This is a genomic window from Olivibacter domesticus (genome assembly GCF_900109575.1).
Taxonomy (GTDB): domain Bacteria; phylum Bacteroidota; class Bacteroidia; order Sphingobacteriales; family Sphingobacteriaceae; genus Olivibacter; species Olivibacter domesticus.
Genome location: NZ_FOAF01000001.1, coordinates 1,022,213 through 1,038,135 on the forward strand (window position 1 = coordinate 1,022,213; position 15,923 = coordinate 1,038,135).

Genomic DNA, 15,923 nt, shown 5'->3' on the forward strand with positions numbered 1-15,923 from the left:
GTTAACCTGTTATCATGCAATAACCTAAGCCATTTTCCTGGCAGTGGTCAACACCGTCTTCCATACATCTTAAAAAACGTTCCAATCGCTATATTTTATATTTTAACATCATTAGATAACACTTAACTCCGTTAAAAAAACAGAAAAGTCCCTTATGTGTTACAATATATAGAACCAACTAACAAATGATCTAATGGAAAATAATTCAAATAGTACAAAAGTGAAAGTCGAAACAGATTACAGCGCTCATGAAGAGAATCCAGGACCTGCGAAAAACGCAATTGAAGAAAAAAATGATAAGGGAGTTGGAAATACAATCAAGTGGGTCATATTAATTGCTGTGATAGCTTTAGCAATTATTTATTTCTTCTTTATTTGAACCATTTAAACTATCCTTTTCTAAAAATAATAAGTTAACAGACGGAAATAAATTGCTATTTAACAAAAAACTTTACCAATTAATCGTTTATACTAAAGCAGAAGAAAGATGCAACTTCTGATAAACTTTAGGAGTTCTTCCCGTTACTGATTTAAATATTTCATGAAAAGATGTATAATTGGTAAAACCGCTATCATAACATATCTGCTTTATAGTATCATGATTTTCAAGCAGTAATTTGCAAGCATATCCTATACGGATATTCTGCAAAAATTGCGTATAAGTTTTGCCCGTACGATGTTTGAAGTATCTGCAAAAGGAACTGGGAACTAAATCTGCAATAGTCGCAACATCCTCCAAGTTAATTTTGCTCTTAAAATGTTTAAGTGTATAGTTATATATATTATTGAGCCGATCCGTTTCTTCCACACTATGTTTATATTCAAAACCCACAGAAGATAACAAATGGTGAGATTTTATGGAGGCAATCATCTGTAAACATTCCAACAAATACATAACACGCTTAAAACCATCCGATTCATAAATACGGTTGATATGGTTGGCTATTTCTATCTCTTTAATAAGAATGCCCCGATCTGCCGTCGCCAATAAAGATCGTATAGATCTGAATTCAGGTAAGTTTAACCAACCTTCCCCCATGAAGTCCTTATTGAAATGAAGTACGGTTGAATAAGAATCTTCTTTACCGTTATCTTCAGAGTCTAGATCATATCTCCAGTAATGTGGCAAATTAGAACCAACAAGTACGATGTCTCCTGCGGCAAATCTTTTTATATTATCTCCTACAAATTGCGTTCCCCCACCTTTGTGAAAACAAATAAGTTCTACTTCTGTATGACAATGCCACCGATTATTAATATTAGGTATCTGTTCCTTTCTTATAGAAAAAGAATTTGTAGTAGTATGGGGAACAATTAGTTTTTGTGGCTTCATCGGTTTAGCATCTATTATTAAAGACAATTTTCATAAAAAAATATCACTATTCAAAATATATGTTAAAAACTCGTAAAAACTTGTAAAAATAGCTAATGGTAAATTCATAAAAATACAGGTTCTTTGTATAATTAATGATGATTCAAAATGAATAATAGAATTTTATGAATACGCTGATTTGCTCCACACCTTATACCTTTGAATATATACAAACGCCGATGCCTGTACTAACTACCGATAGCTCTATTCTGAAAATAGAAAAGGTAGGTATCTGTGGCACCGATATACATGCTTTTGAAGGCACACAACCTTATTTTAGTTATCCCCGTATTCTTGGTCATGAAATAGCTGCGGAAGTCTACGAGACACAATTAAATAGCGGATTCAGCAAAGGAGACAAGGTAACGCTTATCCCGTATCTACATTGTGGTGAATGCATAGCTTGCAGGAATGGTAAAACGAACTGTTGCGTGCATATGCAGGTGCTTGGAGTACATACAGATGGAGGAATGAGAACTTTTTTAAGTGTTCCTAATAAACATATTATTAAAGGAAACCAACTATCAAGCGATGAATTAGTTTTGGTAGAACCGCTTGCTATAGGTGCACATGGCGTAAGAAGAGCGAACATACTACCAGAATCATATGTTTTAGTTGTAGGAGCGGGTCCTATTGGTTTAGGGACCATGGAAATGGCAAGAATTGCTGGAGCGAAAGTAATTGCATTAGATATTAATCAGAATAGATTAGACTTTTGTCAAGATCGTATAGGTGTTTTTGCTACTATTAATGGAAGAAAAACAAATGTATTAGAAAAGCTACAAACGATAACAAACGGAGATATGCCGCTTACAGTATTCGATTGTACAGGAAATTTGCAATCTATCAATCATGCATTTCAATATGCTTCACATGGTGGAACTTATGTGCTTATCGGTCTTCAAAAAGGCGAAATAGCATTTAGTCATCCAGAATTTCATAAAAAAGAGCTAACGCTCATGAGTAGTAGAAATGCAACTAAAGAAGATTTCGAACATGTAATGAAAAGTATTGAACGGAAACAGATCAATCCAAAAAACTATATTACTCACCGTTTTGATTTTAACCAAGTAAAGGATGAATTTGAATCATGTCTAAATCCGCAAAATAATATCATAAAAGCGATCATTAATTTTTAAGACCGGGTCCAACTAAAAGGCAATACAAAAGCTAAGGCTGGGGAAGCCAATGTTTTTATCAGCGGTTATCGTGCCCTTGCCAAGACCGAGAATACATCATAGACCGGAATAAAATACAATATCAAGATCTTAATTCTGTTAGCAGCGTGAATAAAACAAGGAATTACCGGATTATTTGCATTAAACTGGCATACATATTGGTAGCATTAGCCGAATATTTTATATGTTTACAAAAAGTTTAATCCAAATGAATATTTCAAAAGCTTATTTATTAATTTTCGCGATGGCCGTTTCGACTGTGGCGATGCAAGCATGTAAATCTAAAAAGATGGCTGTTCAGCCAAGTGCGGATGTAGAAACCGTTAAAAAAGAACCCGTAGAAGAAAAGCAACCCGAAAAGCCGCCTGTTGAAGAAAAAGAAGAGGTTGCCCCAGTTGTTGAAAAACCTAATTACGATTTTAAAAATATACAGTTCGAATTTGATTCAGGTGTATTAAAAACCGATTCTTATAGTATATTAGATCAGATTGTAAGGGAAATGAAAAAGGACACTTCCGTTAAATTTATCATAAACGGTCACTCGTCTATTGAAGGGTCGGCAGAACATAATATGGCTCTTTCTGTAGATCGTGCAAATGCTGTAAAGTTGTACCTTGTTAATGCAGGTATTAGTCCCGACAACTTAACTAGTAAGGGATTTGGAGCAACTAAACCAACAACTACAAACGATACCGAGGAAGGACGGACTTTAAATCGTCGCGTTGAAATAGAAATTATGCAATAAAACAATTTGTCTCTTCATTTTTCGATACACTGATAAAATGAAGAGACAAATCTGCTAAGTTTGATGTTATATTAAGCAACTTGTAAGACCTTAAAATAAAACCTACTCCCCTGCCCAAGAGCACTTTCTACTCCAATCTCACCGCCTTGTGCTTCTATAAAATCCTTACTGATGGCTAAGCCAAGTCCTGTTCCTGATTTACTACTTCCCGGAATTTGGAAATATCTTTCAAATATGCGTTCTTGATAACGTTTGTCAATGCCCTGACCATAATCCCTTACTGAAAACACCAAATAATCATTATCTTTTGTTAAGGATAGGGATATTTCGCTTTGCTCGGGGGCATAGCGTATCGCATTACTCAAAAAGTTAGTTAGTACCCAAGCGGTCTTTTCCACATCAGTTTTAATTCGCGGTGAATCCTCGGTAGTGATAACTTTAATATGAATATTTTTTTGCCCGGCCGATATTTTTGTTGCTTCAATGGCATAGTTGATGATTTGCATAGGGTCACACGTTTGCAAGTTCAATTGAATATTTCCAGTTTCCACTTGCGACATGTTCAATAATTCCCCCGTAATCCGCAATAAACGGTCGCTATCTTCCTTTATACTTTCTAACAAATATTTCTGGTCATCATTTACTTGTCCGGTCTTTTCGTTATTAAGTAACTGCAAACTCATCTTTATAGAAGCAATTGGTGTTTTAAGTTCATGTGATACAGTTGCAATAAAATTCGTTTTCGCCAGATCTAATTCTCGGAAAGGGGTGATATTTTTAAGTAGGATAACGTAACCAATATGTTGCTTTATTAGCTCTCCAGCGGGAGTGATACTAATATCTAGTAGCTCTTTTTCAAAATAACTCTCTTTTCCATTCGCAAATATTTTGATAGGTTCGTGTACAATCTTTTTGGCCGACTGATTATTGATATCCTTAATCAATAATCTGGTAAGATCATTATATGAGGCAACATCTGTAATGAACTTACCAACTATTTTTTCTTTTTCTAAACCTAATACTTTTAACGCTTCGTCATTCGCAAATAATACTGTTAATTTTTCATCTAAACCAATCACAACATCCTGCATGTTATTTATCAACGTATCAATGCGCCTTTTCTCCATTAATATTTTAGATAAATTGCTACCTGCATATTCTTCCAATTTACTGGCCATGGTGTTAAAGGATCTCGCCAGTTCTCCAAATTCACTATGGCTTTCAAAATGTACGCGCTCTCTATAATTATGAGAGGCAATTTGCTTGATACTTGCCGTCAATTCGCCTATTGGATTTGCTATATTTCCTGGTAAATTAATCAGCAGTGTGAAAGCAATAATAAAGCAGGTGGCACCCGTAACACCAGCCCATACCATAGCTTTATCAGCAGTATCGGTTGCAATATTGCTTTTTCTAATAATTGCGTTCATATTTAAGCGCATAATTTCCATAATATCACTACGTATGAGCGGTAAAAGAATTTTGTCCTTTGGGCGTTTTTCAAATGCGTTAAAATGTTCACTTAATTGGACGGTTAAATCGCCCTCTCCTTCTTCCGTTAAATTTACTTGCTGTTTAGCAAGATTACTCTTGAAAATAGTCAAGGCATTTGACTGAGAGTCAAGCTCATCAAGGGCTCTTAGCATATTACCTGAATAAAGAAGTGTATTATAATTCGCTGCTAATATTTTTTTTGTATCTCTTTTTAAAGTGTGAATATACCATACGCTTAACCCAGAAAGCAATGTAATGAGTAGAAATAATACACCTATTCCCAACGTTAATTTTGTTTTAATATTCATGATAGAATAATCAAATCTATATTTTCTTTAGTTAACTGTTTTAATAAACGGTTAAATACTCCAGTTGCTAAAATGATACGAAATAAGTTCAATCGCGGTTTACCAATGCAGACAGTGGTAGCTTTGTATTTAACAGCCTGCTCAGAAATCATTATAGGAACATTCTTTGCCTGTACCTGTAGCACTGTACCGCCAAGCTCAGTCGCTAATTTAAAGTTGTTAATCAAGAACCTTTGTTTGTACAATGCTATTTTGTCGCTACTTTCTTGAGGAGTTTGTACATATAAAACGAACCATTTACCACTATAATAGCTCGCTAAGCGGGCGGTCTTTCGTATAACATCCTTTGCCTTATTTTCGTTAGAACTTATACAAGCAAGAAAACGCTCATGACGCATCCCAGCAGATTTTGACATAATGATATCAACTTTTCTTTCAACATGTGAAGCTACTTCCTTTAAAGCTAGTTCTCTTAACTGTAGAATATGTTCATTTTTGAAAAAATTCTCCAACGCCCCCTGTATTTTGTCGGCAGTATAAATTTTTCCCTCTTTCAGTCGTATAATTAGCTCTTCTGCAGTTAAATCAATATTAACCACTTCATCAGCCATACCAATAACTCTGTCAGGTACGCGTTCTCTTACCGTTATGCCGGTTATATTATTAATCTCATCATAAAGACTTTCAATATGTTGAATATTAACCGCACTTATAACATTGATCCCTGCTTCCAGGATCTCAACAACATCTTGCCAACGTTTTTCGTTCTTACTTCCTTCAATATTCGTATGTGCTAACTCATCTACGATAACTACTTCCGGGTGCTGGTTGATTACTGCTTGTACATCTAGTTCTTCTAGTTCCTTCCCCTTATAGAAAATTTTTCTGCGTAAAATTATTGGCAGTCCTTCCAATAAGGCCTCTGTCTCTTTTCTATTATGCGTTTCTATGTAGGCAATCTTAACATCAATTCCGTTTTTTAAAAGCGTATGTGCCTCTTGTAGCATCCGGAAACTTTTGCCAACACCGGCACTCATACCAATATAAATTTTAAATTTCCCTCGTCTAGATTGCTGAACTAAATGAAGAAAATGTTGCGTATTATAGTCTTTATCTTCCATAATTTATACGGCTTCCAAAACCAACTGTTGGTGCAATAATCTGGCTATTATCCCGATCAGTAAAGATATATTCTTTACGTTGCAAATCTATAATCTTTACGCACGACAAACATCTTGCAGTTGATACCATTTTGATTATTTACGAAATACAATTTCATCTATCAATTCCTTTTTGCGATACATTATTGATAACGAATGAAGTGCCAAAGAAAAATTATTTCACACAATTAATTGATTAATAACACTTTAACCAGACACTTTCAATAACAGAATGCGATGCCTTTTTACCATAATGAGAAGTTTTTATCAAAATGATAAAATAACATTAAATTGCGAAACCAGAAGGTTTCGTTACATTTGTAACCATATAGTTTCAGATAGTTAATAATTTAATAAAGAATCTTGTTATGAGCAACAACATCACACCTTTCTTAATGTTCGAAGGGAAAGCAGAGGAAGCAATGAACCTTTATATCTCTTTATTTAGCCATAGCTCCGTTATAAAGCTAGAAAGATATGGCGTTAATGACGGAGAGATGGCAGGAAAAATCAAAATTGCTTATTTCGAACTAAATGGCCGAGAATATATGGCTATTGACAGTAACGTAAAACATGCATTCACCTTTACGCCCTCTTTCTCCTTATTTGTGGAGTGTGAAACGGAAAAAGAACTAACGCATTTCTTTAATAGTCTAACTAAGGAAGGAGAAGTGCTGATGCCACTTGATCATTACGGTTTTAGTAAGAAATTTGCTTGGGTTAACGATCAATTCGGCATTAGCTGGCAATTAAATTTATCATAAAATAATAGTACTATGAGTTTACAACCATTAATAATCGAAAAGACGTATCAAACGTCCTTAGAAAGTGTATGGAAAGCGCTTACTGACAAAGATCAGATGAAAGAATGGTACTTTGAGTTGCAAGAATTTAAACCTGAAGTGGGTTTTGAATTTCAGTTCTACGGAGGAAGCGACGATAGGAAATTTTTACATATGTGTACGATAACGGAGGTTGAATTTCTTGCGAAGTTATCATATACATGGCGGTACAAAGATTATCCGGGTCAATCGATCGTCACGTTCGAACTCTTCAAGGAGTCGAAAAATAAAACTAGGCTAAAGCTAACCCATACTGGCTTGGAAAGTTTCCCTCAAGACATAGAGAATTTTGCTATCGACAATTTTAGGACTGGTTGGAATTTTATTTTGGGAGAATCCCTTCCAAATTATGTTGAAACGGCAACGGTCTCTAAATCCATTTCCATAAAAGCATCGGCACAATCGGTATGGAACATTTTATTGCATCCCAACAATCAATGGGGACAGGCATTCGGAGAAGGAGCATTTATAGAAACAGATTGGCAGAAAGGGAGTCCAGTTATCTGGAAAGATATTGAAGGTAATATCGGTGCTAATGGAATCGTAATGGTAAATAATATTAATGACTACTTACAAGTTGGGTTTTACGATGAAGTTAATCCACCACAAGGCACACCACTAGGAAGTTATGTTGAGAAATTTAAAATCACCGAAAATGAAGCTAATGAATGTATACTTCATATAGAGGCTGGCTTATTGTCTAAGAAGGATGTTTCCTTTCATAGTCAAATGTGGGATAAAGCATTAGAAATTATGAAGACGCTCTCTGAAAAAAAATAAAATTACTTTTAAATACATTCTTGTGTAAGGTGCCTCGATGGCACCTTTAATTTTATAATATCTGTTGCCAATCAGATTCACCATAATTAAAAAAACTTCTCGAAGGATATTGTCAGCCATTGCATTAAAAAAAAGAAATATTTTTTTGCAACGTTTTACAGTTTAAAGCGTCTATCCTATTAATAAGCGAACTAAATTGCCGTTTATTTAAATATAATTAATTCAGGATGCAGTTTTTATTCGTTAAAAAATATTTAAATGTTTTTCACCTAAATCTCATCTTACTCAAGTAGAACACGAGCTACTTTTAACTAAATCAAAAACAACAAAAACTTTATATGATCCACGTATTTTTACCTAAACCCACAACAAATTTAAAATGCTTTACATACAGCTGCGCGCTTGCTATCATTTTAATGACGAGTTTCAGCTATAAAAGAACTTTCGCTCAGGAAAATCATATCATCAACGGTCAAGTAAAAGATGAAACTAACGCACCGATAGATCTAGCGACCATTTCTCTCCTTAATCCTAAAGATTCCTCCTATATCCGCTCGGTATTTTCCAATGAGAAAGGGGTGTATGCGTTAAAATCCATACCACAAGGTAAGTATATTTTAGCTGCGACTATGATAGGCTACAGAAAAACCTATGTGAAAGTAGAAGTAAACCAAGAACAAAATATAAATGCTTCCGATTTAGTACTTCCACTTGAAGCGAAAGCACTGGGAGAAGTCACCATAACAGCCAAAACCCCACCTGTGGAGAGAAAAGACGGTGCATTAGTGGTAAACGTTGAAAATTCAGCATTGGCAGCGGGGAATACAGCTATGGACATATTACAACGTTCGCCTGGCGTCAGCGTCGATAAGGATGGAAACATAAGTTTGATGGGAAAACAAGGCGTAACAGTTATGTTAGATGGAAAACAAACCTACTTATCTGCAGAACAATTGGCTAATATGTTACGTGCAATGGATGGCAATAATATACAATCTATTGAATTAAACACAAATCCTTCAGCTAAATACGATGCGGCAGGCACTGCTGGTATCATTAATATCAAGTTAAAAAAGAACAAATTAGAAGGCACAAATGGAACACTTAGTTTAAGTGCAGGATACGGTAAAACGCATAAGTCTAACAATTCTTTACAAATCAATCATAAAGTAGGAAAAGTCAACTTGTTTGGTAATTACAGCTATGTTAATAATGGCTTTAATAGTGGTTTAGAGCTTTATCGGACCATTGGTCAAGGTGAAGATGCTAAAGTTTTTGATCAATATGCCCAATTTGAAAACAGGCGTGCAAGCAGTAATGCGCGGTTGGGCATTGATTATCAAACAAGTGATAGAAATACCCTCAGCGCATTGTTCTCTGGCTTTTTCATGAATGGGAAAGACGAATCAAACAGTAACAACTATATCTCAGATATCGGCTCATCGCTTGATTCTACATTAACAACATTGAATAGAGGAAATAATAAATATAATAGTTTAACATTTAACATCAATAATACTTTCAATATAGATACCTTAGGAAAGAAGCTTGTGATAGAAGCAGATATATCTCGTTTTAATGATAAAACGAAAAACTTTTACGATAATTTTTTTTACAACCCTTCCGGCGGTTATATTCGTGATCCAGAATTTATCTTAAATGATATGCCTTCCACCATTAATATTCAAACAGCTAAAGCTGATTATACACATCCTTTTAGTAAAAAAAACAAGTTGGAAGTTGGCGCAAAATACGGCAATGTAAAAAGTGATAATAACATGGGTTTTCTTAATCTTATTGATGGAAATTGGCAAAACAACGAGGGGCGTTCCAATCATTTTGTATATACCGAACGTGTCACAGCTGCATATGCAATATTTAGTCAACAATTGAATAAAACAGAAGTTAAAACAGGTTTACGTATGGAACATACCTACTCGGATGGTAATTCTATTACAATGAACGTTCGAAATAAACGCGACTATCTCAATTTTTTTCCCAACATAAGTATCAATCAAGAACTATCTAATAAACATAGTTTAGGTATTTCTTATAGTAGACGTATTAATCGACCAAATTATAGTAATTTAAATCCATTTCTATATTATGTAGATCCTTATAGTTATCAGCAAGGGAATCCATTTTTGAATCCTTCTTTTACCAATTCGTATGAGCTAACCTACACGTTATTGAAAAAGTACAATGTTACAGCGGGCTACCAAAAAACAAAAGATATGGTAGGAGAAATCATGTATCAGAATGACGAAACAAATGTATTGTACGTTACCAGAGAAAATATTGCTAGTGAGAACGTGTACTTTGTAAACATAAATGTGCCAATAGCAATTGGAGAGTTTTGGAGTAGTAATACAAACCTAAATGCATTGCATTTGGGATATAAAGCCGAAATTCCAACCGCTCCAATAGATTATGGCCAGTTTGGCTTACAGGCAAATAGTAACCATACATTTAATATTAGTAAAAGTCTACGCGTAGAGGCGACGGCACAATACCAATCCCCATTGAGGTGGAGTATTTACCAAATCGGTTCATATTGGGGCTTGGATCTTGGTGTAAATAAGTCTTTTTTGGATAAAAAAGCACAAATAAAATTAGCTATAACCGATATTTTTAGCACAATGCCAAATACTGTACGAACTAACTATGCCAACCTTAATGTACGAATTATAAATAATTATGAAAGTCGTGTAGCTCGTTTAACGTTCACTTACAACTTCGGAAACCAAAAGTTAAAAACATCACAACGTAACCTAGATAGTACCGAAAAAAACCGAGTGGGTAAATGATAAAACAATCCATTCATTTAGCTGACATTAATAAGGTGTCAGCTTTTTTTTAAAAAATAATTTGCGTAACCGAATGGTTTCTCATATATTTGAAACTAAATGGTTACTAATTAAAACAATATTGGAAACGAGAAGAGATGTATTTCAGGCAATAGCCGATCCTACTAGAAGGGCAATTATTCATTTGATTGCTCAACAACCACTTAATTTAAATGCCGTGGCTGATAATTTCGACATCAGTCGTCCAGCTGTTTCGAAACATATCCGAATTTTAACAGAATGCGGACTGATTATAATAAAAAAACAAGGACGAGAACGTTTTTGTAATGCTAATTTAAAATCGCTGCGTGAAGTAGCCGATTGGGTAGCACATTATCAATTATTTTGGACCGATCGTTTAAATGCATTAGAAGATCTATTAAAGAATGAATAAATATTATAAGCACCTTAAATTATGTATCAAATAACAACTATGAATTATATTAATTCATCTATTGAAACCGTTTATAAAAGTTTAACCAGTAATGAAGGGTTATCAGCAGTATGGACTACAGATTGCCAAGTTAAAAATAAGGTAGGTGAAACTTCTATTTTCGGTTTTGGCAATGAAGAACCTACCGTATTTAGAATTGTGGAATTAATTCCCAACAAGGAGATAACTTGGATCTGTACAGATTCTGATCCTGAATGGATCGGTACTCAAGTATCTTTTGAACTTAAATACCATAATGGAAAAACAGCAATAACACTTGTACATAGTGGATGGAAGAGTCCAAGTGAGTTTTTTTGTTGGTGTAGTTATAACTGGTCGTTCTTTCTCTACAGCTTAAAATTATTTTGTGAAGATGGCAAAGGAATTCCCTTTCAAGAACGTAGATTTTAACTAGTTAAAGATTATGAATAATCAAGGAGAAATTATTGCACCAGGCACATTGCGTTTTAAGCGATTATTACCTGGATCTATCGAAAAAGTGTGGTCATATTTAACCGATTCCGAAAAAAGAGGTAAATGGTTAGCAAAAGGCAGTATGGAATTATATGTTGGAGGTAAAGTGGAGTTACATTTTTTCCATGCAGATCTCTCACCCCATAAAGAAACACCCCCAGCTAAATACAAGTGCTATGAGACGGGAGATAGCATTTCTGGAGAGGTAATTGCCTGCTTCCCTCCTAGGCTGCTGAGCTTTACTTGGGGAGACCATTCTGAAGTGACCTTTGAATTAAGCGAACAGGAAAATAATTTAATACTTTTAATCCTGACTCACCGTAAGATAGAAGATAAAATAGATACGCGCATTAGTATTGCAAGCGGGTGGCACACGCATTTGGGAATTTTAGATGCTCATTTAAATGACCGCATACCCGATGGCTTTTGGGAAGTTCACAACAAAATGGAAAAGGAATATGGCACGCTATTTTCAAAATAATATTAGAAGCAAATAAAGCTTAAAGAATTAATATTTACTTTGGATTATTTGCATATTTTAGGATAGTATCACTATCTTTAGAACTTATAGCGGTAGGCACGTCGATATGGACACATCATACTGATCAAAAGGCAATAACTTATGAATAAACCACTTCTATTTATTCTTACCACATGTTTAGCAATAGGAATGTACTCCTGCCAACAGTCCGCTAATCAGAAGAAGAAACACAAAAAGCCTAATATCATATTCATTTTTTCTGACGATCATGCTTATCAGGCGATCGGTGCTTACGGCAATAAAATCGCAAAAACACCGAATATTGATCGTATAGCTCAAGAAGGAGCTATTTTTAAGAATTTTCTAGTAACAAATTCAATATGTGGTCCCAGTAGGGCAAGCTTACTTACAGGAAAATATAGTCATAAAAATGGCTATAAAGGAAACGAAGGCAAATTTGATGTTAATCAACAGCTTTTTACCCGGCTGTTAAAAGAGGGCGGTTATCAAACCGCTTGGATTGGCAAATGGCATCTTGGCACGCTTCCAGGCAATGCCTTTGATTACTGGAATATTCTTCCTGGCCAAGGGCATTACTATAACCCTGATTTCATCAATCAGGAGAATGATACAATACATATCGAAGGATATGTATCAAATATTATTACGGAGCTAGCCACCACATGGTTAGATAAACGTAAAGAAGGTGAGCCGTTCTTTTTGGTAGTAGGAGAAAAAGCCACGCACCGGGAATGGCTACCGGACTTACAAGACTTAGGTGCCTATGATGACAAAGACCTACCCATTCCTGAAACTTTTTATGATAAGTATGAAGGAAGACAGGCTGCCGCCGACCAAGATATGACCGTTGACAAAACGATGCGTTTGAAAGAGGACTTAAAGGTGCATGCCGATTATGAAAAAAATGGCATCTATAATCGTTTTACTCCAGAACAGAAAAAAGTATTCACCGACTATTACGAAAACAAAATCAGTAAAGATTTTGACAGTAAAAAACTAAGTGGCAAATCTCTTGTTGAATGGAAATATCAGCGTTACCTTAAAGATTATTTGGCAACCGCAAACGGATTGGATCGCAATATTGGCAAATTGCTGGATTATTTAGATCAAAATGGCTTAGCGGAAAATACTATTGTAATTTATGGCTCCGATCAGGGTTTTTATTTAGGCGAACATGGTTGGTTTGACAAACGTTTTATTTATGAAGAATCCTTACGTACGCCATTTGTGATTCGCTATCCGGGCGTTGTCCAAGCGGGTACAAATATCGATCAGCATGTCCTAAATATTGATTGGGCACCTACACTACTTGAAATCGCTGGAGTAAAAGTACCTGAAGATATTCAAGGAAAATCTTTTTTACCTGTTCTTAAAGCAAATGGTCAAAATGTAACTACTAGGAAAGCAAGTTATTATCATTATTACGAATTCCCACAACCTCATCATGTCTATCCACATTTTGGTTTACGTACAGAACGTTATAAGTTAATTCGATTTTACGGTGGTAAAGATTCCTGGGAGCTCTATGACCTTCAGCACGATCCACATGAACTTCATAATTTATATGGGCAAGATGCGTACAACACACTTACAGACGATCTTAAGAAGGAGCTTAACTTGCTAATAAAGCAATATCAGGATGAAGAAGCTGCGTCGGTTTTATCCAAACAAATTTAATTATTGATAATTGGTTATATCTTTAAAATAACAAAAGACATATTATCTCAGGCGTATAAAACATATGGAATCTTAAGACCTCTAAGGTTATGTTTCATTATTTAGTAAGATCTGCCAGATAATAATTTTGAATGCATATTCTAAATACCATTTTCCTTTAGGTGTTTTGGTAAATATTGTGCTTTTTTCTATCTTAGTTGTCAAATTCACCTCGATCATTTCATCGTTTAAGTATGAACTACTTTTATTTATTCACTACATTATTTTTTTTAATTATACAGACCGGTCAAGGACAAGAACTTTATCAACCTCGTAATATAAAAGCTGCCTTCGCACAAGGAACACGTGCTAAAAGCGGTGCTCCCGGCGAAAATTACTGGCAAAATCATGGAAAATATGATATGGATATTAAAGTCGACCCACAAAGTAAGTTAGTGAGTGGCAAAGAAGATATTTATTACAGCAATAATAGTCCAGATACACTGCACAAAATAGTCATTCGTTTTGTCAATAACCTTCATAAACCTGGCGCTATTCGATCGAGTAATGCTTCTGAAAATTTTTTAACTAGTGGATTAAATATCCTTCAACTCCGCATCGGAAACAACACATACCCTATTGATGCCAAATCTTGGGGAACAGAGGCAGAGATTACACTGAAACAACCTTTACTACCGAAAAGCCAAACCAAACTGTATATCGAGTGGGAATACCCGTTATCCAAAGAAAGTGGTCGCGAAGGACAAATAGATAGTACAACGTTTTTCGTGGCTTACTCCTATCCGCGCGTATCTGTCTACGACGACTATAATGGTTGGGATATATTGCCTCACAATGGACGGCAGGAGTTTTACAACGATTTTAACGATTATTCCTTCCGCGTATCAGTCCCTAAAAATTTTGTTGTTTGGGCTACTGGGGATTTCCTAAATCCAGAACAAGTATTAAAACCGGCAATCGTCAAACGTCTTAAGAAGTCCTATACAAGTAATAAACTAATTAAGATTGCCTCTACAGAAGAAATGAGGAAGAGGCAAGTGACACTCACAAAAGATTGGAATACTTGGGCATTTAATGTTAAAAACATACCTGACATCACGTTTGCAGTTAGTAACCATTATCAATGGGATGCCAGTAGCGTTGTGGTCGATAGTAAAACAAAACGACGAGCTAGTACGCAGGCAGCATATAGCAGCAATGCTAAAGATTTTGAGCATTCTGTTGAATGGAATAATTATGCGTTAGCTTGGTTTTCTAACAATTGGCCAGGCGTGCCCTACCCTTATACTAAAATGACTGCCGTTCAAGGCTTTGCCGATATGGAGTTCCCCATGATGGTAAATGACACACCTGTACCTAATGATTTCCGACTTGCTAGATTAATTCAAGATCATGAAGTAGCACATACTTATTTCCCTTTTTATATGGGTATTAATGAAACACGTTATGCATACATGGACGAAGGATGGGCGACCACTCTTGAATATTTAATTGGTATAGATGAATTCGGAAAAGAACAAGCAGATGACTTTTATAAAAAGTTTCGAATAAGTCCTTACATCACCAATTCATCCTCCGAAGAAGATCAACCCATCATTACCATGTCATCACAGGTATCAGGTTATGGCTATGGGCATAATGCGTACGGAAAACCATCTTTGGCCTACTTAGCGTTAAAAGATTTACTGGGTGATGAGCTATTCAAAAAAGCGCTGCATCACTATATGAACCTGTGGAATGGTAAACACCCTATTCCATGGGATTTTTTTAATGCTATCAATACCGGCGCGGGTCAAGATTTAAACTGGTTTTGGCAGAATTGGTTCTTTTCTAACCATTATATTGATCTCACCGTTACTAACGTAGAAAACGACAAGATAATCTTGCAAAATATAGGCGGTTTTGCTATTCCTTTTGATATTCATATTGAATATGAAGACGGAAATATGGGAAGCATTCACCAATCCCCTTCTATTTGGAAAACAGACATCCAAAAGGCTATAGTTTCTCTTAAAAATAAAAAACCGATCAAAACCTTAAAGGTCGACGGCAGACTCTTCATGGATGCAACACCGAATAACAATAGTTGGAGTAAAAAATAAAAGAATAAAA

14 protein-coding genes are annotated in these 15,923 nt (G+C 35.3%); 11 read left to right on the top strand and 3 right to left on the bottom strand.

What is annotated here, in order from left to right; translation table 11 throughout:
- Nucleotides 1–193: 193 nt before the first annotated feature.
- The gene (locus BMY50_RS04355) at nucleotides 194–379 is read left to right on the top strand and encodes a hypothetical protein (RefSeq protein WP_093318920.1); all 186 of its coding nucleotides are present in this window, start codon (nucleotides 194–196) and stop codon (nucleotides 377–379) included.
- A gap of 87 nt (nucleotides 380–466) precedes the next feature.
- Here the strand turns inward: BMY50_RS04355 and BMY50_RS04360 are convergent, their stop codons facing one another.
- Nucleotides 467–1,333, bottom strand: a complete 867-nt coding sequence (locus BMY50_RS04360; protein WP_093318925.1) for an AraC family transcriptional regulator — start codon at nucleotides 1,331–1,333, stop codon at nucleotides 467–469.
- Nucleotides 1,334–1,497: 164 nt separating this feature from the next.
- On the opposite strand from BMY50_RS04360, the gene BMY50_RS04365 reads away from it, so the two are divergent.
- Together BMY50_RS04365 and BMY50_RS04370 are read left to right on the top strand one after the other, a co-directional pair.
- Nucleotides 1,498–2,511: a zinc-binding alcohol dehydrogenase family protein gene (locus BMY50_RS04365; protein WP_093318930.1), complete on the top strand. Its 1,014-nt coding sequence runs from the start codon at nucleotides 1,498–1,500 to the stop codon at nucleotides 2,509–2,511.
- Nucleotides 2,512–2,758: 247 nt separating this feature from the next.
- Entirely contained in the window at nucleotides 2,759–3,295 is a 537-nt protein-coding gene (locus BMY50_RS04370) for an OmpA family protein (protein WP_093323555.1), read from the top strand.
- 71 nt (nucleotides 3,296–3,366) lie between these two features.
- Here the strand turns inward: BMY50_RS04370 and BMY50_RS04375 are convergent, their stop codons facing one another.
- Both BMY50_RS04375 and BMY50_RS04380 read right to left on the bottom strand, forming a co-directional pair.
- Nucleotides 3,367–5,097, bottom strand: a complete 1,731-nt coding sequence (locus tag BMY50_RS04375) for a HAMP domain-containing sensor histidine kinase (protein WP_093318935.1) — start codon at nucleotides 5,095–5,097, stop codon at nucleotides 3,367–3,369.
- Nucleotides 5,094–6,218, bottom strand: coding sequence for a histidine kinase (locus BMY50_RS04380; RefSeq protein ID WP_093318939.1), 1,125 nt, complete (start codon nucleotides 6,216–6,218; stop codon nucleotides 5,094–5,096). Before BMY50_RS04380 ends, BMY50_RS04375 begins: the two co-directional genes overlap by 4 nt.
- A gap of 407 nt (nucleotides 6,219–6,625) precedes the next feature.
- Here BMY50_RS04380 and BMY50_RS04385 point away from each other — a divergent pair, with 407 nt between their 5' ends.
- From BMY50_RS04385 to BMY50_RS04420, 8 genes are all read left to right on the top strand, one after another.
- Nucleotides 6,626–7,021: a VOC family protein gene (locus BMY50_RS04385; RefSeq protein ID WP_093318944.1), complete on the top strand. Its 396-nt coding sequence runs from the start codon at nucleotides 6,626–6,628 to the stop codon at nucleotides 7,019–7,021.
- A gap of 12 nt (nucleotides 7,022–7,033) precedes the next feature.
- Complete coding sequence (locus BMY50_RS04390) at nucleotides 7,034–7,879, top strand: SRPBCC family protein (protein ID WP_093318949.1); 846 nt, start codon at nucleotides 7,034–7,036, stop codon at nucleotides 7,877–7,879.
- 416 nt (nucleotides 7,880–8,295) lie between these two features.
- On the top strand, nucleotides 8,296–10,686 hold the full coding sequence (locus tag BMY50_RS04395; RefSeq protein ID WP_162276532.1) for a TonB-dependent receptor: 2,391 nt from the start codon (nucleotides 8,296–8,298) through the stop codon (nucleotides 10,684–10,686).
- A gap of 121 nt (nucleotides 10,687–10,807) precedes the next feature.
- A complete protein-coding gene (locus BMY50_RS04400) occupies nucleotides 10,808–11,119 on the top strand; it encodes an ArsR/SmtB family transcription factor (RefSeq protein ID WP_238383658.1) in 312 nt (103 codons plus the stop codon).
- 39 nt (nucleotides 11,120–11,158) lie between these two features.
- Nucleotides 11,159–11,569: an SRPBCC family protein gene (locus tag BMY50_RS04405; RefSeq protein ID WP_202907737.1), complete on the top strand. Its 411-nt coding sequence runs from the start codon at nucleotides 11,159–11,161 to the stop codon at nucleotides 11,567–11,569.
- Nucleotides 11,570–11,582: 13 nt separating this feature from the next.
- Complete coding sequence (locus BMY50_RS04410) at nucleotides 11,583–12,113, top strand: SRPBCC family protein (RefSeq protein WP_093318972.1); 531 nt, start codon at nucleotides 11,583–11,585, stop codon at nucleotides 12,111–12,113.
- A gap of 141 nt (nucleotides 12,114–12,254) precedes the next feature.
- Entirely contained in the window at nucleotides 12,255–13,811 is a 1,557-nt protein-coding gene (locus tag BMY50_RS04415; RefSeq protein WP_093318976.1) for a sulfatase family protein, read from the top strand.
- Nucleotides 13,812–14,044: 233 nt separating this feature from the next.
- On the top strand, nucleotides 14,045–15,913 hold the full coding sequence (locus BMY50_RS04420) for a M1 family metallopeptidase (protein ID WP_093318982.1): 1,869 nt from the start codon (nucleotides 14,045–14,047) through the stop codon (nucleotides 15,911–15,913).
- Nucleotides 15,914–15,923: the final 10 nt, after the last annotated feature.